This is a genomic window from Nostoc sp. UCD121 (assembly GCF_014222285.1).
GTDB lineage: Bacteria > Cyanobacteriota > Cyanobacteriia > Cyanobacteriales > Nostocaceae > Nostoc.
In genome coordinates this window covers 1-23,278 of the sequence record NZ_JACKZS010000124.1, presented here as the reverse complement: position 1 = coordinate 23,278, position 23,278 = coordinate 1, and the positions used below count along the sequence as shown (strand labels likewise).

Annotated in this window: 17 protein-coding genes; 11 read left to right on the top strand and 6 right to left on the bottom strand. The window is 40.2% G+C overall.

Annotation, left to right across the window (positions count from 1 at the left end):
* Positions 1 to 193: 193 nt before the first annotated feature.
* Entirely contained in the window at positions 194 to 1,963 is a 1,770-nt protein-coding gene (locus tag GNF10_RS23245) for a serine/threonine-protein kinase (protein WP_260445923.1), read from the top strand.
* Between the two features lie 401 nt (positions 1,964 to 2,364).
* On the opposite strand, the gene GNF10_RS23240 is transcribed toward GNF10_RS23245, so the two are convergent.
* From GNF10_RS23240 to GNF10_RS23230, 3 genes are all read right to left on the bottom strand, one after another.
* Positions 2,365 to 3,660 (bottom strand): response regulator, encoded by a 1,296-nt coding sequence (locus tag GNF10_RS23240; protein ID WP_185585436.1) that lies wholly within the window; start codon positions 3,658 to 3,660, stop codon positions 2,365 to 2,367.
* On the bottom strand, positions 3,657 to 6,083 hold the full coding sequence (locus GNF10_RS23235) for a hybrid sensor histidine kinase/response regulator (protein WP_185585435.1): 2,427 nt from the start codon (positions 6,081 to 6,083) through the stop codon (positions 3,657 to 3,659). The genes GNF10_RS23240 and GNF10_RS23235 overlap by 4 nt, the downstream gene beginning before the upstream one ends.
* A 329-nt stretch (positions 6,084 to 6,412) precedes the next feature.
* Positions 6,413 to 8,542: a tetratricopeptide repeat protein gene (locus tag GNF10_RS23230; RefSeq protein WP_185585434.1), complete on the bottom strand. Its 2,130-nt coding sequence runs from the start codon at positions 8,540 to 8,542 to the stop codon at positions 6,413 to 6,415.
* Positions 8,543 to 8,756: 214 nt separating this feature from the next.
* On the opposite strand from GNF10_RS23230, the gene GNF10_RS23225 reads away from it, so the two are divergent.
* The 5 genes from GNF10_RS23225 (at position 8,757) to GNF10_RS23205 (ending at position 14,772) form a co-directional block, all read left to right on the top strand.
* On the top strand, positions 8,757 to 9,458 hold the full coding sequence (locus tag GNF10_RS23225) for a rhomboid family intramembrane serine protease (RefSeq protein WP_185585433.1): 702 nt from the start codon (positions 8,757 to 8,759) through the stop codon (positions 9,456 to 9,458).
* A 177-nt stretch (positions 9,459 to 9,635) separates the two neighbouring features.
* Complete coding sequence (locus GNF10_RS23220; RefSeq protein ID WP_185585432.1) at positions 9,636 to 12,278, top strand: PAS domain S-box protein; 2,643 nt, start codon at positions 9,636 to 9,638, stop codon at positions 12,276 to 12,278.
* Between the two features lie 89 nt (positions 12,279 to 12,367).
* Positions 12,368 to 12,550, top strand: coding sequence for an addiction module protein (locus tag GNF10_RS23215; RefSeq protein ID WP_185585431.1), 183 nt, complete (start codon positions 12,368 to 12,370; stop codon positions 12,548 to 12,550).
* A gap of 83 nt (positions 12,551 to 12,633) precedes the next feature.
* Complete coding sequence (locus tag GNF10_RS23210; RefSeq protein WP_185585430.1) at positions 12,634 to 13,950, top strand: GTPase family protein; 1,317 nt, start codon at positions 12,634 to 12,636, stop codon at positions 13,948 to 13,950.
* A gap of 213 nt (positions 13,951 to 14,163) precedes the next feature.
* A complete protein-coding gene (locus GNF10_RS23205; RefSeq protein WP_185585429.1) occupies positions 14,164 to 14,772 on the top strand; it encodes a Uma2 family endonuclease in 609 nt (202 codons plus the stop codon).
* A gap of 3 nt (positions 14,773 to 14,775) precedes the next feature.
* Here GNF10_RS23205 and arfB read toward each other — a convergent pair whose 3' ends face one another.
* The 3 genes from arfB to GNF10_RS23190 all read right to left on the bottom strand — a co-directional run bounded on the left by arfB (position 14,776) and on the right by GNF10_RS23190 (position 15,903).
* Positions 14,776 to 15,192 carry an alternative ribosome rescue aminoacyl-tRNA hydrolase ArfB gene (gene arfB / locus GNF10_RS23200; protein ID WP_114082400.1) on the bottom strand — a complete coding sequence of 139 codons (417 nt, stop codon included), beginning with the start codon at positions 15,190 to 15,192 and terminating at the stop codon, positions 14,776 to 14,778.
* A 46-nt stretch (positions 15,193 to 15,238) separates the two neighbouring features.
* The gene (locus GNF10_RS23195; RefSeq protein WP_185585428.1) at positions 15,239 to 15,493 is read right to left on the bottom strand and encodes an RNA-binding S4 domain-containing protein; all 255 of its coding nucleotides are present in this window, start codon (positions 15,491 to 15,493) and stop codon (positions 15,239 to 15,241) included.
* Between the two features lie 176 nt (positions 15,494 to 15,669).
* The gene (locus tag GNF10_RS23190) at positions 15,670 to 15,903 is read right to left on the bottom strand and encodes a hypothetical protein (protein WP_185585304.1); all 234 of its coding nucleotides are present in this window, start codon (positions 15,901 to 15,903) and stop codon (positions 15,670 to 15,672) included.
* Positions 15,904 to 16,085: 182 nt separating this feature from the next.
* On the opposite strand from GNF10_RS23190, the gene dpdE reads away from it, so the two are divergent.
* From dpdE to GNF10_RS23165, 5 genes are all read left to right on the top strand, one after another.
* Positions 16,086 to 19,397: a protein DpdE gene (gene dpdE / locus GNF10_RS23185; protein ID WP_185585305.1), complete on the top strand. Its 3,312-nt coding sequence runs from the start codon at positions 16,086 to 16,088 to the stop codon at positions 19,395 to 19,397.
* Positions 19,398 to 19,633: 236 nt separating this feature from the next.
* Positions 19,634 to 20,728: a DUF4350 domain-containing protein gene (locus GNF10_RS23180; protein WP_185585306.1), complete on the top strand. Its 1,095-nt coding sequence runs from the start codon at positions 19,634 to 19,636 to the stop codon at positions 20,726 to 20,728.
* A gap of 80 nt (positions 20,729 to 20,808) precedes the next feature.
* Complete coding sequence (locus tag GNF10_RS23175; protein WP_185585307.1) at positions 20,809 to 21,759, top strand: MoxR family ATPase; 951 nt, start codon at positions 20,809 to 20,811, stop codon at positions 21,757 to 21,759.
* A gap of 185 nt (positions 21,760 to 21,944) precedes the next feature.
* Complete coding sequence (locus tag GNF10_RS23170) at positions 21,945 to 22,424, top strand: YbjN domain-containing protein (protein WP_114082430.1); 480 nt, start codon at positions 21,945 to 21,947, stop codon at positions 22,422 to 22,424.
* A gap of 38 nt (positions 22,425 to 22,462) precedes the next feature.
* Positions 22,463 to 23,188 (top strand): biotin/lipoate A/B protein ligase family protein, encoded by a 726-nt coding sequence (locus tag GNF10_RS23165; protein ID WP_185585308.1) that lies wholly within the window; start codon positions 22,463 to 22,465, stop codon positions 23,186 to 23,188.
* Positions 23,189 to 23,278 lie beyond the last annotated feature (90 nt).

The following is a 23,278-nucleotide window of genomic DNA, read 5'->3' as shown; positions in this document are numbered from 1 at the left end:
GTGTATATATGTTGATTATCGACTAAAAATACAAATTTTAATAAAAAATTATATGTTTTTACGCAAAAATACTTAACAAATTAAACTTGCATTCAAGGTATAAAAACTCTGGTTATTTATTTCTAAACCATTCCGGAAATAGGAGGGAATGTCAGAAAAAGTAAATAATAAGGACTTACTGAGTAACCAGGTCATGAGCAACTACATAATCGGTAAATTATTACAAGAGCGTTACCAAATTGTCCAAAGCCTGGGTGCAGGGGTATTTGGACAAACATATATAGCTGTAGACGTAGATTTTCCACAGAATCCTAAGTGTGTTATTAAGCAGATAAAAGTTAGCAGTTCCGAACCTGGCTACTTGGAGATGCTGAGGTTAATGTTTCTAACTGAAACTGAAACCCTCAAGCTTCTGGGAAGCCATCAACAAATTCCTGAATTTATCGCCTGCTTTGAAGAAAACAGCCAGTTTTATTTAGTACAAGAGCTAATTGAAGGACATGCGCTGACTGCGGAATTGCCCATTGCTCAACAGTGGGGGTGTCTGTGGAATGAAAGGGAAGTTGTACAATTCTTGATAGATGTCTTAAGTATTCTAGAATTTGTTCACTCTCAAGGCGTGATCCATTGTGACATCAAACCAGAAAACTTGATTAGACGTAATAGCGATGGCAAGTTAGTTTTGATTGACTTTGGCTCAATCCAGTCTATCGATTTTGGCATAGGTGCGGAATTGCCGATTTATAGGATTCCCGTCACTTCATTGGGATACATACCGCCAGAGCAATTTATTGGTCAAACACAGCCCAACAGCGATATTTATGCTTTGGGGATGATTGCTATCCAGGCTTTAACTGGGTTAGAACCACTACAATTAAAAGTTGATCCTCATACTAATGAAATTTTTTGGCGTTCTCAAAACACACCAGTTAACGATTATCTAGCTGCTGTTCTCAGCCAAATGATCCGTTACGATTCCCAAAATCGCTTCCAGTCTGCGGCTGAGGTACTGCGGGTACTCAAACAAATAACATGGGATCAGCCAGCACAAATATTAGAGGAAGATTCTGAATTTTTTCTAGAAGCTGCTGCAATTGAGGATAATGATTTTCAAAATCCTACATCTGGCACATCATCCCCGTTATTGACAGGAATGAAAGTCGGACTAGCAGCTAATTCTTTATTGATGGGATTTGGTGTATATTCTTTAGTTAATACTGCACCAGCATACTCAGAAACAGATACTTTATATCAAGCAAAAAAAGAATATCAAGCTGGAGATTTGCAAGAAGCGATCGCACTTGCTAAATCAATTCCCTCCCACAGCAATGTTTATCCAGAAGCACAAGCCACAATTGAAGAATGGCAAGACCAATGGCAAGTTGCTGCACAACAATACCAAATAGCTCAAATAGCTTTTCATGAGAGCCGATGGTCAGATGTTCTTGATGCTGTTTCTCAGATTCCAAATATTTCATATTGGCAATCTAAAACAGATAAACTAGTTCAGCAAGCATACATTAACATTGAAGCGCAGACACAAGATTTATTAGCAAAAGCTTACGAAAGTGCCGAGATTAGAGATTTTTCTACTGCATTACAATATCTGCGGGAAATTCCTAAAGAAAGTCGTGCGGGGGCTTTAGTTCAAGAAAAGCTGGCTGAGTACAATCGAAAGCGCCAAATTAGAGCAGCTTATTTTTTACAAAACGCTTACAAAAAAGCATCTGTAGGTGATTTTGATCGGGCTGTGAAATTTCTCCAAAATATTCCCCAAGATGCTCTAGTTTATGCTCAAGCTCAAGTTAAATTAAATGAGTATACTCAAAAGCAACGCGTGCAGGCTGGCAATCAAAAGATAGCTTCTGCAAAAAGAACAAATTCATTTATCTCTAAAAATTCAGACACTAAGATTGAATATCTTCAGCAAGTAAATTATTTGCAAGAAGTGAATATTCGATAGTTACAGCAAATGTACTTGTTACATAAATCAATTTTAAGTAGAGATGCGAAAATGTACTGGGCTGGCTTCAAACGCCCCGCCAGGCTAACGCGTCTCTACAGGTCTAAAATCATTAACAAAAATCCTTTAACTAAACCTATTTGTACACAAAGAAGCGATGATTGCTTTTATTTAGACGTAGGTTGGGTGGAGCGGAGCGCAACCCAACATATATCAAGATGTTGGGTTACGCAAAGCCTCCACCCAACCTACAATTTCTTCGCTAAAATCATTAACAAAAATCTTTAACTAAACCTATTTGTACACAAAGAAGCGATGATTGCTTTTATCAAGAAAGGCAGGAGGCAGAGGGCAATTTTCCTCCTGCCTCCTGCCTCTTTCAATTAGTTCACGATTTTCATTTATCGAATAGGTAGTTCAATAATAAACTCTATACCCTCACCTAGCTTGGAATCGTATGTGAGCTTGCCATGATGGTTATTAACCACAATTTGGTAAGCAATAGATAGACCAAGCCCTGTTCCTTTACCGACAGGTTTTGTTGTGTAAAAGGCATCGAATATTTTTGTTTTATCTGCATTTTTTATACCTGAGCCATTGTCAGTAACTCTTAAAATAACTTGCTCTCCAACTGCCTCAGTTTTAATTTTAATCACCCCAGGATTTCTAGAGATTGTATCAATATCTTTATTTTTATTTGTTTCTTCAATTGCATCGATTGCATTACAAATTAAATTCATAAAGACCTGATTAATCTCGCTAGGAAAACACTCAACAAGTGGCAAGTCTCCATATTCTTTAACTAACTTTATGGCTGGGTAATGAGCATTACGCTTAAACCTGTGTCCGAGAATTAGTAATGTACTTTCTAACCCTTCATGCAAGTTAGCTAGTTTTTTTCCAGCTTCTCTGTGACGCGAGAAGTTGTTCAAATATGACACAATTTCTGTAACGCGATCTGTACCAACTTGCATGGATTTAATAATTTTAGATAAGTCATCTAACAAAAATTCAAGATCGCTTTTTTCAATTGCGATTTGAAGCTCATCTGGTGGATCGGGCAGATATTTTTGGTAGAGATGTAATAAACTAACTACTTCTTGTATATACTTCTCAACAAAATTGAGGTTGCCAGATATAAAATTGATAGGATTATTAACTTCATGAGCAATTCCTGCTGTTAGTTGACCTAAAGCTGCTACTTTTTCTGCTTGAATCAGTTGAGTTTGAGTCTGTTGTAATTCGGTGTTTTTAGCAATCAAGGTCTTTGTCAAATTTCTCAGTTTGAGATGATTTTCAATCCGCACTAATACTTCTTCATGCTGGAAAGGTTTTGTAATGTAGTCTACGGCTCCTAATTGCAAACCTTTGACTTTATCAGCAGTTTCTGAAAGGGCTGTCATAAAAATGACTGGAATATCTTGGACACGAGGATTGCTTTTTAGCTGTTTACAGGTTTCAAAACCATCTATACCCGGCATCATTACATCCAGCAAGATTAAATCAGGTAAATCACCATTTTCTAATCGCTGAAGGGCTTTTTCTCCACTGCGGGCTGCCCAAACTTCGAAGCTAGACTGATCCAGAAAGCTGGATAAAACTTGTAAATTGGCAGGGTTATCGTCAACGACTAAAACAATTCCCCTAGAAGGAGCATAATTGATAGAATTATTTTGGTTTTCAATAAGAGTTTTCATACCGTTTCCACCGCATATTTAGTTAAAAAATTTATAATTAAATCTTCATCAAATTGCCTTGCTAACTGCCGTAGTTCATTAGCAAATGGTGCAAAATTTGTATCTGTTTCTTCTAGTTGATCGGCCCACTTGAGAATGGCATTGAAGTTACCTTTACTGGCTAAGGTGGTTATTTCTTGCAACACTTGGGGGGAAGGAGGGATTAATTGAGTAGTTGCTGTGTTTGCTTCTTTGGCTTTTTCTCCATCAGGCTGAGATTGCTTGTAAATCCATACCAAATTTAAGTATTGTTCTAGTTGATGCAATAATTCATCTACTTGTATGGGTTTGCTCAAGAAAGCATTACCTCCAGCTTGCAGACTGCGATTTTGGTCAGCTTCAAAGACACTAGCTGAAGAAACGATAATTGATACATCCTGAATTTCTGGAGTGTGACGCAGGTGTTTAATTAATTCAAACCCATCCATTTCTGGCATCAGCAAATCTGTGATGATTAAGTTTGGCTTGAGGGCGATCGCTTTTGCTAAACCTTCTTTACCGTTGCTGGCTTCAATCACATTAAAACCCAGTGGTTGCAGTAAGTTTGTAATCACTGTGCGATTCTCCCAGCGATCGTCAACCATCAGGATGGTGTAGGGGCTACCCTCAAAGCCAATGATTTGTTTCTCTGAGGCAGTCATCGCAGATTTTACCCAGTCAGTCGCTTCGGGTATCTCTAACTCAAACGAAAAGCTACTTCCCTTACCAATCTGACTCTGAACATGGATATCACTACCCATCATCTGTACTAACTGCCGAGTAATAGCTAAACCCAGCCCTGTACCTTCAGCTTGGCGCTTTTTCTCACCTACTTGTTCAAATGGTAAGAAAATCTGGCTCAATTCTGCGGGAGTTATACCAATTCCTGTGTCTTCTACAGTAAAGCGAAGGTGATGTTTTATTATCTGCACATCATTAGCAGCTTGATCGATGACTCCAATATTGAAAGTAACCTGACCTTCATCTGTAAATTTGATGGCATTTCCCAGCAGATTCAATAGTACCTGACGTAATCTTTTGACATCGACATGAATCCCTGTAGGCAAGTTGATCGCGGGTTTATAGACAAACAAAATGCCCTTTTGTTTTGCCCGAATCTGGCATATTTCGACAATTCCTTGAAGAAAAGAGGGGAAATGCACATCATAAGGATGCAGTTCTAACTTTTTCGCTTCAATTTTGGAGAGATCCAAAATGTCATTAATTAAAGTCAGCAGATGAGAGCCACATTGTTCAATAATATTGACGTGATATTGCTCTTGTTTAGGTAAAGCTGAGGAACGCAGCAAAATTTGGGCACAACCGAGAATGCCATTCAAGGGCGTTCGCAGTTCATGACTCATGTTAGCTAAAAATTCACTTTTAGCATGGTTGGCTGTATCAGCCGCAGCTTTAGATTTTTTCAGTTCACGTTGTTCAAATGCTTGCACTTGCCATAAGACAGTAATCATGGTCAGTGTCAGTCCACCAACAATTAAGGCAATCAAATCGAGGAATTGCAATCGAGATTCGATATTTTGGCGGGGAATCACCAAAGCTACAGACCAATTAGCAGCTTGCAACGGCAGATAAGCTACATACTGTTTAGTGCCGTCAATTTCCATTAACTCAATTCCCTGTTGTTTGTTTACCATCCTCTGAGCGATCGCATTTAAATTGCGATCGCCAATTTTCAGCAAGCTGGGTGCAGGTTTTTCTACGGTTGACATTAACGCCGAGTTAAGATGCACGATCGCTTGTCCTTGGGAATTGAGAGCAAAAGCATAGCTGTTCGTGCCGTAGTGTAAGGAGTTAACAACCTTTGCAATGCGATCGACTCTCACATTGCCGTGGAAAGTCCCTATCGGTGAACTACTGCTAGCAGAATTTGACCAAATCGGGGTGGAAATCGCAATTAAAGGAATTCCTGTGGAACGGCTAATGAAGGGATCGGAAATATTGCTCTTTCCCACAATTGCTTTTTGAAAGTAATCTCGATCCTGAATATTTTTATTTGAGCGGCCAACTTTTGTATTGGAATATGAACCATCTGGGGTAGCTATTTGGAACAAGAAAAATTCATTTATCCGCTTGACTTCTGCCTTTAAATAGGGTTCTGCCACAGACCAGTTTAAGGAGCGTACAGCTGAAGTATTCGCCAGGGTTTGTACCTCCACTTGGCGAACATGCAACCACTCTTCAATTTCACTATCCCCTCTCTGTACCTCTAAAAAAGCGCTATGTCTCAAATCTTTGAGCATCAAATTTCTAGTGGCTTGATAGCTGAAATAGGCAGAAATACTGACTATAAGGGTAGTACCGCCAATAATAAATCGAATTAGTAAATTTCGTGAAAGATGATTTTCTTTATTAGTTGCTGATAGGCTGGAGTTTGCTTGTATCAAGGGTTAGCTCCTTAATCGCATAGTTCGGTAAGAAAAAATTCTAGGTTATCTTTAGATTGCCCAAGAAGTTACCGATGCTCACAGCTTTTGGTAAAATAAACAATAAATTTATAGTAATGTCATGAATTATAAGTTGCGATCTCAAAATATTCTTTAAAATCAACTAAAATTCCAATTATTGGCTATAAAAAGTGTTATTAACAATTCGTAATTCGTAATTAAGAATTGTTAATATACGAGTACATCACCGTATAAATAAACCACCCATTCCAAATCAACGAAACGCTTACGCTGTATTCATTTTTAATTTTTAATTCTGTCTTGCGGTGCTAGGGTGTCGTCTGCGGTGGATTTGTAGGATTAGGAACTGGAATAACTGGCACAATTATAGGCTTAGGTTTCTCGGATTGCAGTTGAATCTGGGCTTGATTGCGGCCGTCTATAGCTTGTTGGTAATTAGGCTTGTATTTTATTGCTCGATCGTAAGACGCGATCGCATCTTGAAACCTGTTCAAATTTAGTAGAGCGTTGCCTCTGCTATACCAGCTTTCAGAATGGTCTGGTTTATAACGAACGGCCTTACTATAAGATGCGATCGCATCTTCGTATTTTTGCAAAATGTATTGAGAATTTCCCAGATTATACCAGAGTTGATAGTCTTTTGACTTAAGTGTTGCGGCTTTATTATAAGATTTTATTGCTTCTTCATAGCGTTGGTTTTGATGCAGCGACCAGCCCAAGTTATACCATGCTTGATAGCTACTAGGGTTGTATTTAATTACTTGATTAAAAGATTCAATCGCTTCTGGATAACGTCGTAAGTTGAGTAGGGTATTACCTCTTGAAAACCAGGCTTGATAATAGCTTGGCTTGTATTGTACAGCTTTATCATAAGCATTGAATGCATCTTGGTAGCGTTGCAAATTAACTAGTGCATTACCCAAATTATACCAAGCTTGCTCATAGTCTGGTTTTAAATCAACGACTTTTTGGTATGCTGCGATCGCTTCTTCATATCGGTTAGAATTCTGTAAAGCTAATCCTTTTTTGTACCAAGCTTCATAATTATCTGATTTTAAATCAATCGCTTTTTCATAAGCTTTTATTGCTTGGTCATATTGGTTTAAGCTACTAAAAGCTTCACCCTTAGCATTCCAGACTTCTGAGCTTTCATTATTTAATTGTAAGGCTTTATCAAAAGATGCGATCGCTTCTTGATATCGCTGTAAACTTGCCAAGACAAAACCGCGTCCACTCCAAGCTTCAAAATAATCTGGCTTAATTTGGATTGCTCTATCATAGGCAGCTAATGCTTCTTTAGATTTTTTTAATTTATACAGCGTTTTGCCTTGGCCATTCCATCCTTGAGCATAATCTGGTCTGATATTAACGGCTTTTTCATATACTTCTAATGCATCTTGATAGCGTTGCAAATCAAAAAGTGTATTTCCTTGCTTGGATAATTCGATAGCGTTATTTGAATTAATGTAATTAAAAATAAATATTGATGCTACTCCACTGATCCCTACTAAAAATATTGTTAGTAAAACTTTACCTAAAATCCATTTTTTCGGTTGTGGTTTGGTTATATTTTTGGGTAGAGAAATAGGAGTTAACGCTATTGTTTCGGCCGGCGGTAGTGTTAACTCTTTCAGCGCTTTTAATGCTACTGTAGCCGAAGGATAGCGCTGTCGAAAATCGTAGCACACCATTTTATCTAAGAATTGAGCAAATTCTGGCGTGACTGTGGCTTTATCGCGCCAGATAATTTCATTAGTCTCAGCATCTTTTACTATTTCCTCTGGTAATAATCCAGTGAGAGCTTGAATAGCAATGATTCCCGTAGCATAAATATCACTGCTTAATTTTGGCGTACCATGAGCTTGTTCTCCAGGAATATATCCAGGCGTACCTATGGCAACAGTACCTTTAGTTGAGCCTTCGGGAGTAATTATTTGGGTAGTAATTTGTTTAACCGCACCAAAATCAATTAAGATTAATTTGCCATCCGGGTGTCGTCTGAGGATATTTCGGGGATTGACATCACGGTGAATTACATTCTGTTGATGGACAAATTCTAGAATTGTCAAAAGCTCTTGTAAAAGCGAAATTACTTGCTCTTGACTAAGGGTTTTACCTGGTATTAATTCTTGACTCAGGTCATGACCTTCGATCAATTCCTGTACGAGATAAAATTCGGCATTTTCCTCAAAATAAGCTAAAAGTTGGGGAATGCGATCGTGAGTTCCTAATTTATACAGAACTTGTGCTTCTGTATCAAATAAACGCCTAGCCGTCTCTAAAGTTACCGGATCATTTGCTTGGGGTTTGAGTTTCTTGACCACACATTGAGGTGAACCGGGTAATTGAGTATCATAAGCAACAAAGGTTTCACCAAAACCCCCTCCTCCCAAGTTACTAATAATTTGGTATCTTCCAACAAGTGTGTTTCCTAGCATCTCGTTTGCCTACTTAAGTGCGATGCGATCTGATTTCAATCTTGCCACACGTTAAGGAGGATAGGAGTAATAGGGTAGTCAGAGGCAGAATAAATGATAACTAATGACCAATACTTCTCTATTAGAGGCTGCACCCTAAGCGTAGCTATGCCGCAGGCTTTACGACTACGCTCAGTACAAGTGACCAATGACCAATGACCAATGACAAATTTATATGATTCCTATTAGTGATAATATTCGTTGTTGGAATAAGCCGATTATTAATTATTGGCTAATTGGCATTAATATTGCCGTATTTTTATGGGAAATCCAACTAGAACTTAGTGATAAATTGGGCTATTTTGTCAATAGTTGGGGTGTGATTCCAGCCCAGATTAGTGGGGCAATTACAAATGTATTCTTTAACAACAACTCTGCTGCTTGGATAATTGTAATTTGGCGGTTATTTTCATTACTTTTTGGAATAGTTCTGCACGGTAGTTTTAGCCAAATATTGGGAAATCTACTATTTCTGTGGGTTTTTGGTAAAACTGTAGAAAATATCTTGGGACACAGACGCTATCTGGGCTTTTATCTGGCAGCTGGCATCTTAACAGGGGTCGTACAAATTCTGATTGAACCGAGTTTGACAGTACCATTAATTGGGGGCAATGGCGCGATCGCAGCTATTTTAGGGGCATACATTATTAAGTTTCCTAAAGCCAAAATCGATACCATTTTACCGTTAATTATTGTGTATATTCCTATCGAACTTCCCGCTTTTGTCTATATATTTTGGTGGTTTGTGCAACAGTTATTCTATGGTGTTGGCAGTTTAAATGTTCCCCCCATTGGCGTAAATCAATCGGGTGTTGTCTTCTGGGGGCAGGTTGTGGGATTATTCATTGGTGCAGCTTTCATGCGATTGAAGAGATAATTTATTTGTCTTAATCTTTAGACATGGCTCTTAAATACCAGAGGATATCTTTTGGCTAAAACTCTTATGTGCCTTTTGATGGATTGCATTTTTTAGCTTAAAAATTCATACTGCTAAAACTAGGGTATGCCTACTCTTCAAGTCGGTGTTATTTTTAGTTGTTAGCGGTTTATTAAAATGCCAAATGTTGATAAAATTAATTCTAAACTTACTGATGAATTAGCAGTTTTACGGCAACGTGTAGCTGAGTTAGAGCAAGCAGAAATATTTTATCAGCAAAGGCAAGTAGCACTAGAAGAGGAATTAAGAAAGCTGGCAACATCGGCACAAAGTTCGCATATTTCAGTTTTAGATTATGACGTTGAATGTCATCTGAAACAGGAGAAATCTACAGGCTTTAATGTGACAACAGATGTGGCAGTGACTTTACAGCAATTCCAACAAGAAATTGCACAACGACAGCAGTTAGAAGTAATTCTGAAAGATAGTGAAGAACGGCTGAGGCTAGCTCTAGATGTTTCTCAGATGGGCTTGTGGGATTGGAATATTTTAACCAATCAAGTCATCTGGTCTGAAAATTATGAACTGCTTTTTGGTCTACTTCCAAGTAGTTTTGATGGCCCTTATGAAACGTTTAAGAAGTGCGTTTATCCCGAAGATAAGCAATCTGTAATGCAACGGATCGGCTACGCTTTGGCGCAAAAAACTGACTACAACGATGAATTTCGGATAATTCGCTCAGACCAAAGTGTACATTGGATTTCTGCCAAGGGAAAATTTATCTATGACGAGCAGGGAAAAGCGGTACGAATGATCGGCGTTTGTATGGAAACGACCGTGTGCAAACAGGCTGAAGAAAGTACTCGTGAACTAACCACACAAGTCCAAGAACAGGCAAATATTTTAAATGCCATCCTCACCGCCTCAGTGGATCACATTTATATCTTTAATCGCAGAGGTTGCTATCAGTATGTTAGTCGTGATGCAGCTACTATATTAGGTTTTAAACCCCAGGATCTTGTCGGAAAAACTTTACAAGAACTGGATTTACCCACAGACCTTGTAGAACAGATAGATAATCAACTAAAAGCTGTGATCAAAACTGGGCAGCCAATTAAGGATGAGTGTAAATATGTAACTGCTGATGGGGTACATTATTATGAATACATTTTGACACCATTACGAAATTTAAACCAAAGTATTGAAGGCGTAATTACTGTTTCTCGTGATATTACCGAACACAAACGGGCAGAAAAATCATTACGCGAAAGTGAAGCTCGATTTCGGCGTTTGTTTGAGTCTAACCTAATCGGGGTTGCTTTTTGGAATGTGAATGGCTTCGTTATTGATGCCAATGATGCCTTTCTTCAACTAGCTGGCTACACTCATGAGGAGTTTACTCTTTTAGGTAAAGTTAATTGGCGAGAACTCACTCCTATTGAATACAAGTATTTAGACGATCGCGCCATTTTAGAGGTGCAAACCACTGGAGTTTCCAAAATTTACGAGAAAGAGTACATCCACCGCAACGGAAAGCGAGTACCAATTGTTTTGGGGATAGCCTTGCTGAATGACTCCCAAGAACATGGTGTTGCTTTTGTACTAGATATTACCGATCGCAAATTGGCCGAAAACGAATGCGATCGCCTCCTTCAATGTGAAAGAACAGCACGCCAACAAGCAGAGATCGCCAACAAAATTAAAGATGAGTTTCTGGCGGTTCTCTCTCATGAACTGCGAACCCCACTCAACCCTATCCTGGGATGGTCGAAAATGTTACGGAGTCGCAAGTTTGATGAACAAACCACTAACCGCGCCTTAGAAACCATTGAACGCAACGCCAAGTTACAAACCCAGTTAATTGAAGATTTGTTGGATGTGTCTCGCATTCTCCAAGGAAAATTAAACTTAAATATCTGTCCAGTGAACTTGGTAATCGTAGTTGAAGCAGCACTAGAAACGGTACGATTAGCAGCACAAGCTAAGTCAATTCAAATTCAGACCATATTTGATACCAGTTTAGGACAAGTTATGGGCGATCCAAATCGGCTCCAGCAAGTTGTGTGGAATCTACTTTCTAATGCGGTAAAATTTACACCAACCGGAGGACGAGTAGGAATTCGACTCATGGAAGCTAGTAATCAGATTCAAATTCAAGTCAGCGATACAGGTAAGGGCATTAACCGAGACTTTTTACCATTCGTGTTTGATTACTTTCGCCAAGCTGATGGCACAACTACACGTACATTTGGCGGACTAGGTTTAGGATTAGCGATCGTGCGTAAGGTTGTAGAAATGCACGGGGGAAAAGTTCAAGCCGAAAGTCCTGGAGAAGGATCGGGTGCAACCTTCACTGTTGAACTACCGCTTTTGGTGAGAAGTGAACAGGTTAGACATGAGGAGAATAAGTCTTTAAATTGTGAGCCTGAATCCTCACTCCTTTCGGACACTCAAGTTTTAGTGGTGGACGATGAACCAGATATCCGCGACTTAGTGAGCTTCATTTTGCAAGACTACGGTATACAAGTAACCTCTGTATCCTCAGCGCAGGAGGCATTACAAGCGCTGTCTGAGTCGATACCAGATGTTTTAATTAGTGATATTGGAATGCCAAAGACAGACGGTTATATGCTGATGCGAGAAGTGCGATCGCGATCGCCGCAAGAAGGAGGAAGCGTACCAGCGATCGCTCTGACAGCTTATGCAGGCGAAATGAATCAGCAGCAAGCACTAGCAGCCGGATTTCAAATGCACATTTCTAAACCAGTAGATCCAGATGTATTGGTGAAAGCGATCGTTGATTTGATTGAGCCAAGCTGATACAGGTAAGGGTCTGAGGGGCTTTCCATAAGCTACCACGTCTACTACTTTCCTGCTAGACTCTGGATAGTCCTATGCTTTCAGGAATTATGTCATCTGTTGAGCAGATCATGAAAGAAGCCTTAGCTTTGCCCAGTGCATCAAGAGCATTGTTGGCAGAAAAACTGGTTGAAAGTCTTGAATTTGATGTAGATGAAACACTTCAAATGCTTTGGATAGATGAAGCTAAGAAGCGTAGAGATGAAGTCCGAAGTGGTACACTTGATGAGTAAATTAACCTAAACTGAGCCAAGTTTAACAGTACGATAAATATAGACAAGATGTAGTTTGAATTCTATCTACCGTTTTCATGGGAATGACTGAGCAAGATGATTCTCAGCAATTGAGTGAACCGACCGATGGAACAACTACCAAGTCGGTGGATAATTCTTGGACAAACCGCATTGGTGGTGTCTGGAACACAGCAACAACACGTTTAACCAAACTCCTACCCGTAGAACAACTGTCACAAACGGTTGTTGGATGGTTTAGCGTCAGTGAAACTCAGGTTGCAGAGATTTTAGAGAAAATTCGAGCCGAACTGCCAACCACAGAAGCACTGCTAATTGGTAAACCCCAAGCTGGGAAAAGTTCAATTGTGCGGGGATTGACAGGGGTTTCGGCTGAGATTATTGGTCAGGGTTTTCGCCCTCACACGCAACACACGCAGCGCTATGCCTATCCTTCCAATGACCTGCCGCTATTAGTTTTTACTGATACGGTCGGATTAGGTGATGTCAACCAAGATACCCAAACAATCATTCAGGAGTTAGTTGGCGATTTACAAAAGGAAACTGCTTCCGCCAGAATCCTCCTGTTGACGGTCAAAATCAATGATTTTGCAACTGATACACTCCGACAAATTGCTCAAAAGTTACGCCAGCAATATCCAAATATTCCCTGTCTGCTAGTAGTTACTTGCTTGCATGAGGTTTATCCTGTTGATATTGTCGATCATCCTGTCTATCCGCCAGATTATCAAGAAGTCAACCGCGCATTTGTGGCAATGCAGCAAGCCTTCGCCGGCATAACTGACCGCTCTGTGTTGATTGACTTTACCCTAGAAGAAGATGGCTACGATCCCGTATTTTATGGCTTAGAAGCACTGCGAGATTCTTTAGCAGAACTACTCCCACAAGCAGAAGCGCAGGCGATTTATCAGCTATTAGATCGAGAAGAAGCCGGAAAGCAACTTGGCAACCTTTACCGAGATGCCGCACGCCGTTATATTTTGCCATTTGCGATTATGTCTGCAACTCTTGCGGCTGTACCTTTGCCCTTTGCCACAATGCCTGTACTAACTGCCTTGCAAGTATCAATGGTGGGGCTGTTGGGTAAATTATATGGACAGACAATTACACCATCACAGGCGGGGGGTGTTGTCAGTGCGATCGCAGGTGGTTTCTTAGCACAGGCAATTGCACGGGAATTAATTAAATTTATACCAGGCTTTGGGAGTGCGATCGCAGCATCTTGGGCAGCCGCCTACACCTGGGCACTAGGGGAAGCAGCCTGCGTTTATTTTGGTGATTTAATGGGAGGTAAGAAACCCGATCCCCAAAGAATTCAGTTAGTAATGCAAGAAGCGTTTCAGGCGGCGCAAGAACGGTTTAAGATAGTTCGTAATCTCTAAGGTCAGTTTCATCTGAGGTAATTACCACAGGTTCTTTAGCCAAACTAGCCAAATCTCTAATAGCTCCCAGATATCCTTGCTTTTGGTTTTGCCAATACTGATTGATACCTCAAGCTAACTGGCAAGGACTCTGCTTTGTCATTGGTAAGGACTTTAAGCCTCATAACATAATTTTGTTTATTTCTAGCAACTTACTTAGGGGGACAATAAATTATGATTCAAGCTTTACGTAAACTAGTAACTTTTGAAGATTTTGCAGCATGGCGGCCCGAGGGCAGAAGATACGAATTACATGATGGTGTGATTGTTGAAATGGCACAACCAACGGGCGACCATGAAGATGTTGTCGGTTTTTTGGCACTAGAAATATCTGCTGATATTAAGCGTCTAAATTTACCTTATTACATTCCAAAAACTGTATTAGTAAAACCACTTGAAGGTGAATCAGCTTATTCACCAGACATATTAATAATCAATCGGCCAAATTTAGTAAATGAGCCTTTATGGAAAAAGGAATCGACTGTATCTCAAGCGGCATCTATTCCATTAGTTATTGAAGTTGTTAGTAGTAATTGGCGGGATGATTACTACAAAAAATTAGCTGATTATGAAGCTATAGGTATTCCTGAATATTGGATTATAGATTACGCGGCTATAGGCGCTAGAAAGTTTATTGGCAATCCTAAACTGCCTACTATATCCATTTATCAATTAATCGATGGTGAGTACCAAGCTACTCAATTCAGAGGTAGCGATCCCATCGTCTCGCCTACTTTCCCAGAGTTAAATTTAACTGCTGAACAGATTTTTAAAGCTAGCTAAAATCTAAAATTCTGTCACCTGCCCTCTGTTAGACTTAACCTGTCCGCGCTTAGTTTTGTAGTCAAGGCGCTTTCTTTGAGAACTGCGAGTTGGTTTCGTGGGTTTGCGTTTTATCGTCACGACAACTGCACTTTGAATGAGTTCTTGAAGTCGTTTCAAAGCTGATTCCCGATTGTTTTCTTGGCTTCGGTGTTCCTGCGCTTTAATAACAACAACTCCTTCCTGGGTGATGCGGCGATCGTTCAGCTTTAAAAGCTGTTCTTTATAATAATCTGGTAATGATGAAGCGACAATATCGAAGCGCAAGTGAATCGCTGTAGAAACCTTATTTACATTCTGGCCTCCTGCTCCTTGCGAACGAATCGCACTAATTTCAATATCACTCTGGGGGATTATAACTTTGTTGGAAATTTGCAGCATCGCTCACAAGGCAAAAGAGGAACTTTTCAATTTAGAGTAAAAATTTTTACTCGGTTTGTTCGGGAGAATCTATTATTACGTCTTGGTCTTTATTGTTATCCAAATTCACCTCTAAAGTCTTTCCTTCTATAGTTATTTTATCACCCGGTACTAGTCGCCGCCCTCGTCGGGTTTCCAGCATACCGTTTACTTGGACATCGCCACCTTGAATCATTAGCTTGGCTTGTCCTCCACTTGGCACGATACCCATCAACTTTAAATATTGATTTAACTTAATTGTGTTGTCTCTGATTTTCTTCATACTAAATAAAACTACATCATCTTAATTGTATCGTGGCGCGATCGCGGTAAAGCGTGAATCTATTGCGCCACATAATCACCTAAGTGCAGTATTTCATTGAATTCGTAGCGAATTAATTTGGTAAGTAGGTAGACATAATTAAATATAAAATAAACTCTTAGTTTGTAGTGAGCGATTTATCGCTCAGAGCAAGGATTATCAGGACTAAAGTCCTTACTACAAACTTTAAATTTATTTATGCCTAGATACTTAATACCCTGCAATGCAATGCCAATGCGTCGGCTTACAATACCAATGCGTCGTCTGACAATGCCAATACGTTGGCTGACAATGCTAATACGTCGGCTGACAATGCCAATGCGTCGGCTGACAATGCTAATGCGTCCTGATGCATTTAAAACGCAAATCAACCTTTAGACTGATTTTACTAGTTAGGTGTGGTGGAGCGTAGGCGTAGCCCGTCGTAGACATCGCTAAAACGAAAAACAGTAATGCCGATTTATTATCTATAATGTTGATCGACAAAACTACCAGATATAGGTGAAAAAACTAGTCTGGAAGGTTCTTTTAGTGTGTTCAGGGGACTGGATCTATGATTAAGCTCGGTTTATTGGTACAGTCCCAGAATAACTCTTTGGGTATCGGCAAAGTTACGGAAATATCTGATACCAATGCAAACGTTGAGTATTTTTGCTCTATAGGGCAGCGTCTTCAAAAAACTTTACCTTTAAGCTCGCTCTCTGAGGTCAGACTTGAACCACAGGCTCGATGCTATATTAAGTACCAAACTCAGGATAAATGGATAGTTGGGAGAGTTTTCATTTGGGATGAAGATACAGAAATGTATCAAATTGATTTACCAGATAAGAAAACTGCGATCGCTACTGAAGAAGACATTTACGTTCGTTGTAATCTCCCAAACACAGACCCCATCGAAACTCTAGCGATGAAGGGTCACGAAACACCCTACTTCCACGACAAAAGATTGGCTTTCGTCAAATCCTTGATTAAGCAACGCGCTGTCAGTCGCGGGATGACAGGACTGATTTCGGCAAATATTAATCTTTATCCTCACCAAGTTGAAGTAGTGCGGCGGGTACTGGAAGACCCAATTCAACGCTACTTGCTAGCAGACGAGGTGGGACTCGGAAAAACCATCGAAGCGGGTGCGATTCTGCGTCAATTCCTCTTAGATGAGCCGAAAAAGGGTGCGGTGGTATTAGTTCCGCAATACTTGCTCAAACAATGGCGGACTGAGTTAGAAAACAAGTTTTACATTTCCCATTTTGGCAAACGGGTAGCGGTGCTGGCGGTTGAAGATATCCATAAAATCAACCTGAAAGCGAGGATAGGCTGCTTAATTTTAGATGAAGCTCATCATATCGCAGCAATGGCGACTTCCAAGGATGCAACGGTGCGCCAGCGTTTTCAGACTTGTAAAGAACTGGCTCATAAAAGCGATCGCTTACTTTTATTATCCGCCACTCCTGTTCTCAATCATGAGCAGGATTTCTTGGCAATGTTGCACTTGCTCGACCCAGCAACCTATAAAATTGGTGATTTAGCAGGTTTTCGTGCCAAAGTTGAAAGCCGTCAGGAAATTGGTAGACTTCTGCTTTCTTTCAAAGAAGATGCTGAACCCGTTGTTCTCAAAAGTAACTTGCAGCAACTACGAAACCTCTTAGCTGAGGATGAGTATTTCTTGAAGCTGGCGGATGATTTAGAAAATTGTTTACAAACAAATTCTCCAGAACAAGACCAAATCGTCCAAGGGATTCGTACTCACGTCAGCGATATCTATCGACTACACCGCCGAATGCTTCGCAACCGTCGCGCGGCGGTGGAAGATGTGATATTTGACCGCAATTTTACACCCAAAGAAGAGTACGATTTAGACGAGCGATCGCCTGATATCCACGAACTGCTGAATCAATGGCGGAGTGTTGCTCCTGCTGAAAACCCATATCAGCGAATTTTTCTGCTGTTATTTCTAGCGGCTGGTACTTGGTTAGGCATTTTAGAGCAGGTAATTACCGCCCGCTTAACTGGTAAGCCTCATGCTAAACTCATCCAGGAGTTTAAAGAAGATGATATTCGCCTATTAACTACAACCCCAAAATTCTCAGGGGAAGAAGAGATTCTGCAATCCTTCCTTAAAATTATTCGTCAACCCCAAGAGGATGGAGGACGGACGGAAAATTTGAAAACTGTACTGCTGAATCAGCTAGGTACATACTTCAAAATTCCCGCAAACGTTCGGAAGAATCAAAAGGAATTCATCACGAGAATACAGCAAAGAATCAAGAGGCCAATTACTGGCGATATTCTGCCTAAATTTATTGTATTCACCAGTTTTGTGCAAAGTTGTGGCGAAATAGTCCGGTATTTGTCTGATACCTTTGGTGCAGAGACAATCGTCAAACATCAATTTGGAGAATCACCAGACAAAGTTGAGGAAGGCTTAAATAAGTTTAGGAATAACCCAAACTGCTTTATTCTAGTATGCGATCGCTCAGGAGAAGAAGGGCTTAACCTCCAATTTGCCGATTGGTTAATTCATTTTGACCTTCCTTGGTCGCCTAATCAATTAGAGCAAAGACTTGGCAGACTTGACCGCATTGGCAGCAAAATTGGAGTTCAATCTTGTGTCTTGATTGGCCCCTATTTGGAAGATAGCCCTCACAATGCTTGGTATCAAGTATTAAAAGATGGATTTGGTATTTTCCAGCAATCAATTGCGAGTTTACAGTTTTATGTGGATGATAAACTTGCAGAATTAGAAACAGCTTTGTTTCAATCAAGTGCAGCTGGATTGTTAGAGATGATTTTACCAATTCAAGAGCAAATTGAAGCCGAAATCGCAAAAATTAGCGAACAAAATGCTCTAGATGAAATTGACGCTAACGATGAAATTGCCACCGAGTATTTTCAAGACCTCGATAATTACGATGCTTGTCATCTAGAAATGAAACGAGCAATTGAAGGCTGGATTTGTGAGGCGTTGGGATTTAGAGGACTCAACAATCCCGACTCATCAGAGATGCGACGTTATCAACCCTCAACGCGGACATTGGTTCCCATAAATGAATTAAAAAACCGTTTTGCTGATAGTTACCTAGACCAATTTGGTACTTATAATCGCAGGGTGGCAAACCAGAATCCTGGTATTAAACTCTTTCGAGTTGGGGAAGGATTTGTCGAAGCACTCTGGAACTATATAAACTGGGATGACCGAGGTGAAGCCTTTGCAATGTGGCGCACTGATTCATCTTGGGATGCGAAAGAAGGGAAAGAGTGGTTTGGTTTCCAATGCAATTATGTAGTTGAGGCAAATTTAAGAATTGCCAAACAAGTTTTACTAGATAACAAACTCGATAGTTCTCAATTCAAAAACTTGCAACGACGTATTGATGCTCTATTTCCACCAATTATAGAAACTATCTATGTTGATGGTCGCAATGAGCCAATCCGCGTTGTTGAAGATAAAGCTCTCTTAAGTATCCTGCAACGTCCATATAAAGATAAAAACAATAATCAAGGACGAGATTACAATCTGGCAAAAGAGCGCTTAGGAATTCTTGACGATTTTGTTGACCCTAGTAAATGGCAAAATTTCTGCTATCAAGTACGTAACACTTCTGCGGAATTACTTTCAAATCGTCCCGATTTTATTGACTTATGCCAAAGTTGTGCTAAAGTCGCTGAAAAGAAATTAGCCAATAGAGTAGAACAATTACGCCTGCGTTTGAACCAACAAAACTGGGATAATGCCCTCGCAGAAGAATTGAAGATAGAAACTGATTTAAATGCAGCCATTCTCCAAGGAATTCGCCAACCCCAGATTAGGCTGGATTCTGTCGGTTTTATTGTTATATCGGGGCGATCGCTTGTGCAATTTGAATGATATTATGTGAGGTTAAATAGCCTTAGTCAGTATACTAACCCCACCCCGTAAAAGAGGTGGGGTTTTTTACGACTTCCAAATAAGAGTATTTTTGTTTAAAAAGTTTGTATTTTTTATTACTACAAGTCTTTAATGCCGGTTTAAGAAAAGTAATGATATTTTTGACTTTCCCGGAAAAATAAGTAAGTATTAACACTTGTGATACAGAAACAAAGTGATTATTGTGAAAGTCGAAGATGAAACGTTCAAATCGCCTTGCTTGGATAGGAGCGATCGCACTAGCTGCGATCGTTTTGCTTACTTTGTTAGTGGCTCCTAATAATACAAAAATTAGCACTGGCTCTACTTATAACCGCGCCTCTGATGGGTATGGTGCTTGGTATGCTTTTATGCAAGAGAAAGGAATTTCTATCAAGCGTTGGCAAAAACCTTTTAGTGATATTCAGCCAGAAAATAGCCCAGTTACCTTTCTACAGATAAACGCCTATCCACGGGAGACAGCATTGGATAGTCAAGAGCGGGAATGGGTAGAAAAAGGGAATACTTTGGTAATTTTGGGTGCGGGGGCGCGGGTTACAGAAGCGGAGTTTAGCACTATGCAAAAATCTCCTCAAGGTGATATCAAAATTGATACACGTAGACGATATCAGAAAGCCAACTCCAAGCAAGTTGATTTAGGCGATCGCTTTGGTGCTGTTGTCTGGGAAAAAAATTACAACCAGGGAAAGGTAATTTTTTCTACCACTTCTTATTTGGCCGCCAACGCTTACCAAGATTATTTAAGTAATTTCAAGTATCTAGCTAGTTTAGTAACTGAAAAAAGTAACACAGTGATTGTTGATGAATACATCCACGGCTATAAAGATGCTGATGTCAGGGAGAAAGAAAGCGAAGGTAATTTATCTAGCTTTTTTGCTAAAACTCCTTTATTTCCAATATTAGTGCAGGTAGGTATTCTGCTATTAGTGCTAACTTGGGCCCAGAATCGCCGCTTTGGGAAGCCACTGGCTTTAGATACACCAGTTACAGATAATAGCGAAGCATACATTCAAGCTTTAGCGGGAGTCTTGCAGAAAGCTGATACCAATGATTTTGTTGTAGAGATGGTGGGTAAACAAGAACAACTCCAACTACAAAAAGCCTTGGGATTAGGACAAGTACTTTTAGAACGCCAAGCCTTAATCAATTTCTGGAAAGAAAAAACAGGCACAAGTGCGGCAGAACTAGATGCAGTTTTAAAGCTACAATCTCACAAACAACCCATCAGTGAACGAGAACTGTTAAGCTGGTTGGGCAAATGGCGAAGCATTAGAGAAATTCGTAACTCGTAATTCGTAATTAGTTTTTTGAAACTGTGCATAATATTTCTGTGCCTGAGTACTTCTGAGTAAATTATTTATAAGCAAAAAAAATGAGCGAAACTCATCCTATCTTAATTCGTCTTGGTCAAGGTCTTAATCAAGTAGTTGTTGGACAATCGAGCTTAATACAACAACTTTTAGTAGCACTACTAGCGGGTGGGCACGTAATTTTAGAAGGAGTCCCAGGAACTGGTAAAACTCTGTTAGTAAAAGTATTAGCACAGTTAATTCAAGGGGATTTTCGCAGAATTCAACTAACACCAGATGTCTTACCTTCAGACATTACTGGGACGAATATTTTTGACTTGAATAGCCGCAATTTCACTTTGAAAAAAGGGCCAATATTTACCGAAGTCTTGCTAGCAGATGAAATCAACCGGACTCCTCCCAAGACACAAGCGGCGTTGCTGGAAGCGATGGAAGAGATGCAAGTAACATTGGATGGTGAAAGTTTGCCCTTACCAGATTTATTTTGGGTCATTGCAACCCAAAACCCATTGGAATTTGAGGGGACTTATCCCTTACCAGAAGCGCAGTTAGACAGATTTTTATTTAAGCTAGTTGTAGATTACCCCGATCAAGCTGCGGAAAAGCAAATGTTACTGAATCGTCAAGCTGGGTTTTCAGCACGGCGTTTGGATATTAGCCGTTTGAAACCAATCGCAACAGTAGCCGACATTTTACAAGCACGACAAGCAGTCAAAGAAGTTAAAGTATCAGAAGCGATCGTTGATTATTTGTTAGCCTTGGTGAGAATATCGCGTCAATATCCCGATTTAACTTTGGGTGCATCGCCTCGCGCCGCCGGTGCTTGGTTGCAGACATCTCAAGCATTAGCGTGGTTAGCTGGGAGAGATTTTGTCACGCCAGATGATGTAAAAGCAATTGCATCGCCACTGCTGCGTCATCGCCTCATTTTGAAACCAGAAGCAATGCTGGATGGTTTACAAATGGATGCGGTAATTGCGTCGGTAATTAATCAAGTACCAGTTCCAAGGTGAAAAAATTCTTGCTATATTCAACGCTACGTTTCAACTAGCACCCATTTTAATCCCAATTTTGCGATCGCAGCCCCATACTTCGGGCATTTGGAAAATACAGCCAAAAGGAAGCTAAAACTAACCGCCTTCACAAGTTATAAAGTATGTGTAGATGAAACAGCGAGTATATTGAGAAAAGAATCTGTATGGCAAGCTACCAAGAAACCGTAACTAGTGACGAATCCATTAATGAGCTAATCGCCGAGACAACAGGCATTAACCATCTGGAGGTAATTGAAAATGTCATCGACTCTTTGGAACAAGATGATAGTGCGATGGTTAGCCATACTCCAGAGGGTGGCTATCTCTGGAAGTTTAAGTATGGAAGTGTGCAAGTATATGTCCAACTCAACGGTACAACCGATGAAGACACCATAACCGTTTGGTCTGCGGTGCTAAATTTACCTGCTAAAGATGAACCCAGATTGCTGCGTTATCTCTTGGAGTTGAACTGCTCAAGCACTTTTGAAGCGCGTTTTGGTATTATAGAAAATAGAGTGGTTGTGATCTCAACACGCACCTTAGCAGAGTTATCTCCCGGCGAAGTGTCTCGGCTGATTACCATTGTGGCAACCATCGCTGATAACAACGATGAAGCCTTACAAACTGAATTTGGTGCAACTTAAGGAATTTTAGATTTTGGATTGGGCTTATACTGCATTAGATGTATAGCAAGCAGGTGTGGCGACTAATTCCTTTGCTAGAGGCGGCTGGCAATGTGCAGATGGCCATTGACAACTGGTTACTAGAACAGCACCAGTCTGGAAAGCATCCGTCAACTCTGCGCTTTTATACCTGGTCGCCATCTGCCATTTCTCTTGGCTATCATCAACGTCAATACCCTGAATATTGGCAAAATTTGACTTGGAAAGGGCAGAAATTAGATTTAGTGCAACGCCCTACTGGTGGACGGGCCGTATTACACCAAGGTGATTTAACTTACGCCGTAGTTACATCTGGAATTACGGGTAGTCGCCTCCAGGTGTACGAAAAAATTTGTGAGTTTTTGATTCAAGGATGGCGATCGCTCGGCGTAGAATTACATTATGGTACAGAAGGGCGAGGTTACATCCACAACCCTAACTGTTTTGGTACAGCAACCAGTGCAGATTTAGTTTTGCCAGATGGGGCCAAACTCATTGGTAGCGCTCAACTGCGACGTAGTGGGGCAATTTTGCAACATGGTTCCATCCGTTTGCAACCCGATGCTGAACTGTTTGCTCAAGTATTTGGTGCAGAATCTTTTACGACTTTACAACTGCCTCAAAGTCTGAGTGTGGAAAAGATTATTGCAGATTTAGTCACCGCAGCTAGTGATTGTTTTAATATGCAGATAGAGTGGCAACCCCTCTCACTCTCTGAGTGGAAAGAAATTTTGGCAAAACTATGATTCTCCTACTAATTAGGGCTTGCTGAAAAAGTCGTATTTAAGCCAGATCAAGAATCAATTAACAATGCTTGTAAGTGAAAATATAATTTA

Bases quoted from the DNA above. Each gene is read 5' to 3' on its own strand.
- GNF10_RS23205 (WP_185585429.1), top strand. From the start codon at position 14,164: ATGATTCAAGCTTTACGTAAACTAGTAACTTTTGAAGATTTTGCAGCA.
- GNF10_RS23215 (WP_185585431.1), top strand. From the start codon at position 12,368: ATGTCATCTGTTGAGCAGATCATGAAAGAAGCCTTAGCTTTGCCCAGT.
- GNF10_RS23165 (WP_185585308.1), top strand. From the start codon at position 22,463: ATGTATAGCAAGCAGGTGTGGCGACTAATTCCTTTGCTAGAGGCGGCT.
- GNF10_RS23195 (WP_185585428.1), bottom strand. From the start codon at position 15,493: ATGAAGAAAATCAGAGACAACACAATTAAGTTAAATCAATATTTAAAG.
- GNF10_RS23170 (WP_114082430.1), top strand. From the start codon at position 21,945: ATGGCAAGCTACCAAGAAACCGTAACTAGTGACGAATCCATTAATGAG.
- GNF10_RS23225 (WP_185585433.1), top strand. From the start codon at position 8,757: ATGATTCCTATTAGTGATAATATTCGTTGTTGGAATAAGCCGATTATT.
- arfB (WP_114082400.1), bottom strand. From the start codon at position 15,192: ATGCTGCAAATTTCCAACAAAGTTATAATCCCCCAGAGTGATATTGAA.
- GNF10_RS23180 (WP_185585306.1), top strand. From the start codon at position 19,634: ATGAAACGTTCAAATCGCCTTGCTTGGATAGGAGCGATCGCACTAGCT.
- GNF10_RS23220 (WP_185585432.1), top strand. From the start codon at position 9,636: ATGCCAAATGTTGATAAAATTAATTCTAAACTTACTGATGAATTAGCA.
- GNF10_RS23240 (WP_185585436.1), bottom strand. From the start codon at position 3,660: ATGAAAACTCTTATTGAAAACCAAAATAATTCTATCAATTATGCTCCT.
- GNF10_RS23210 (WP_185585430.1), top strand. From the start codon at position 12,634: ATGACTGAGCAAGATGATTCTCAGCAATTGAGTGAACCGACCGATGGA.
- GNF10_RS23175 (WP_185585307.1), top strand. From the start codon at position 20,809: ATGAGCGAAACTCATCCTATCTTAATTCGTCTTGGTCAAGGTCTTAAT.
- GNF10_RS23230 (WP_185585434.1), bottom strand. From the start codon at position 8,542: ATGCTAGGAAACACACTTGTTGGAAGATACCAAATTATTAGTAACTTG.
- dpdE (WP_185585305.1), top strand. From the start codon at position 16,086: ATGATTAAGCTCGGTTTATTGGTACAGTCCCAGAATAACTCTTTGGGT.
- GNF10_RS23245 (WP_260445923.1), top strand. From the start codon at position 194: ATGAGCAACTACATAATCGGTAAATTATTACAAGAGCGTTACCAAATT.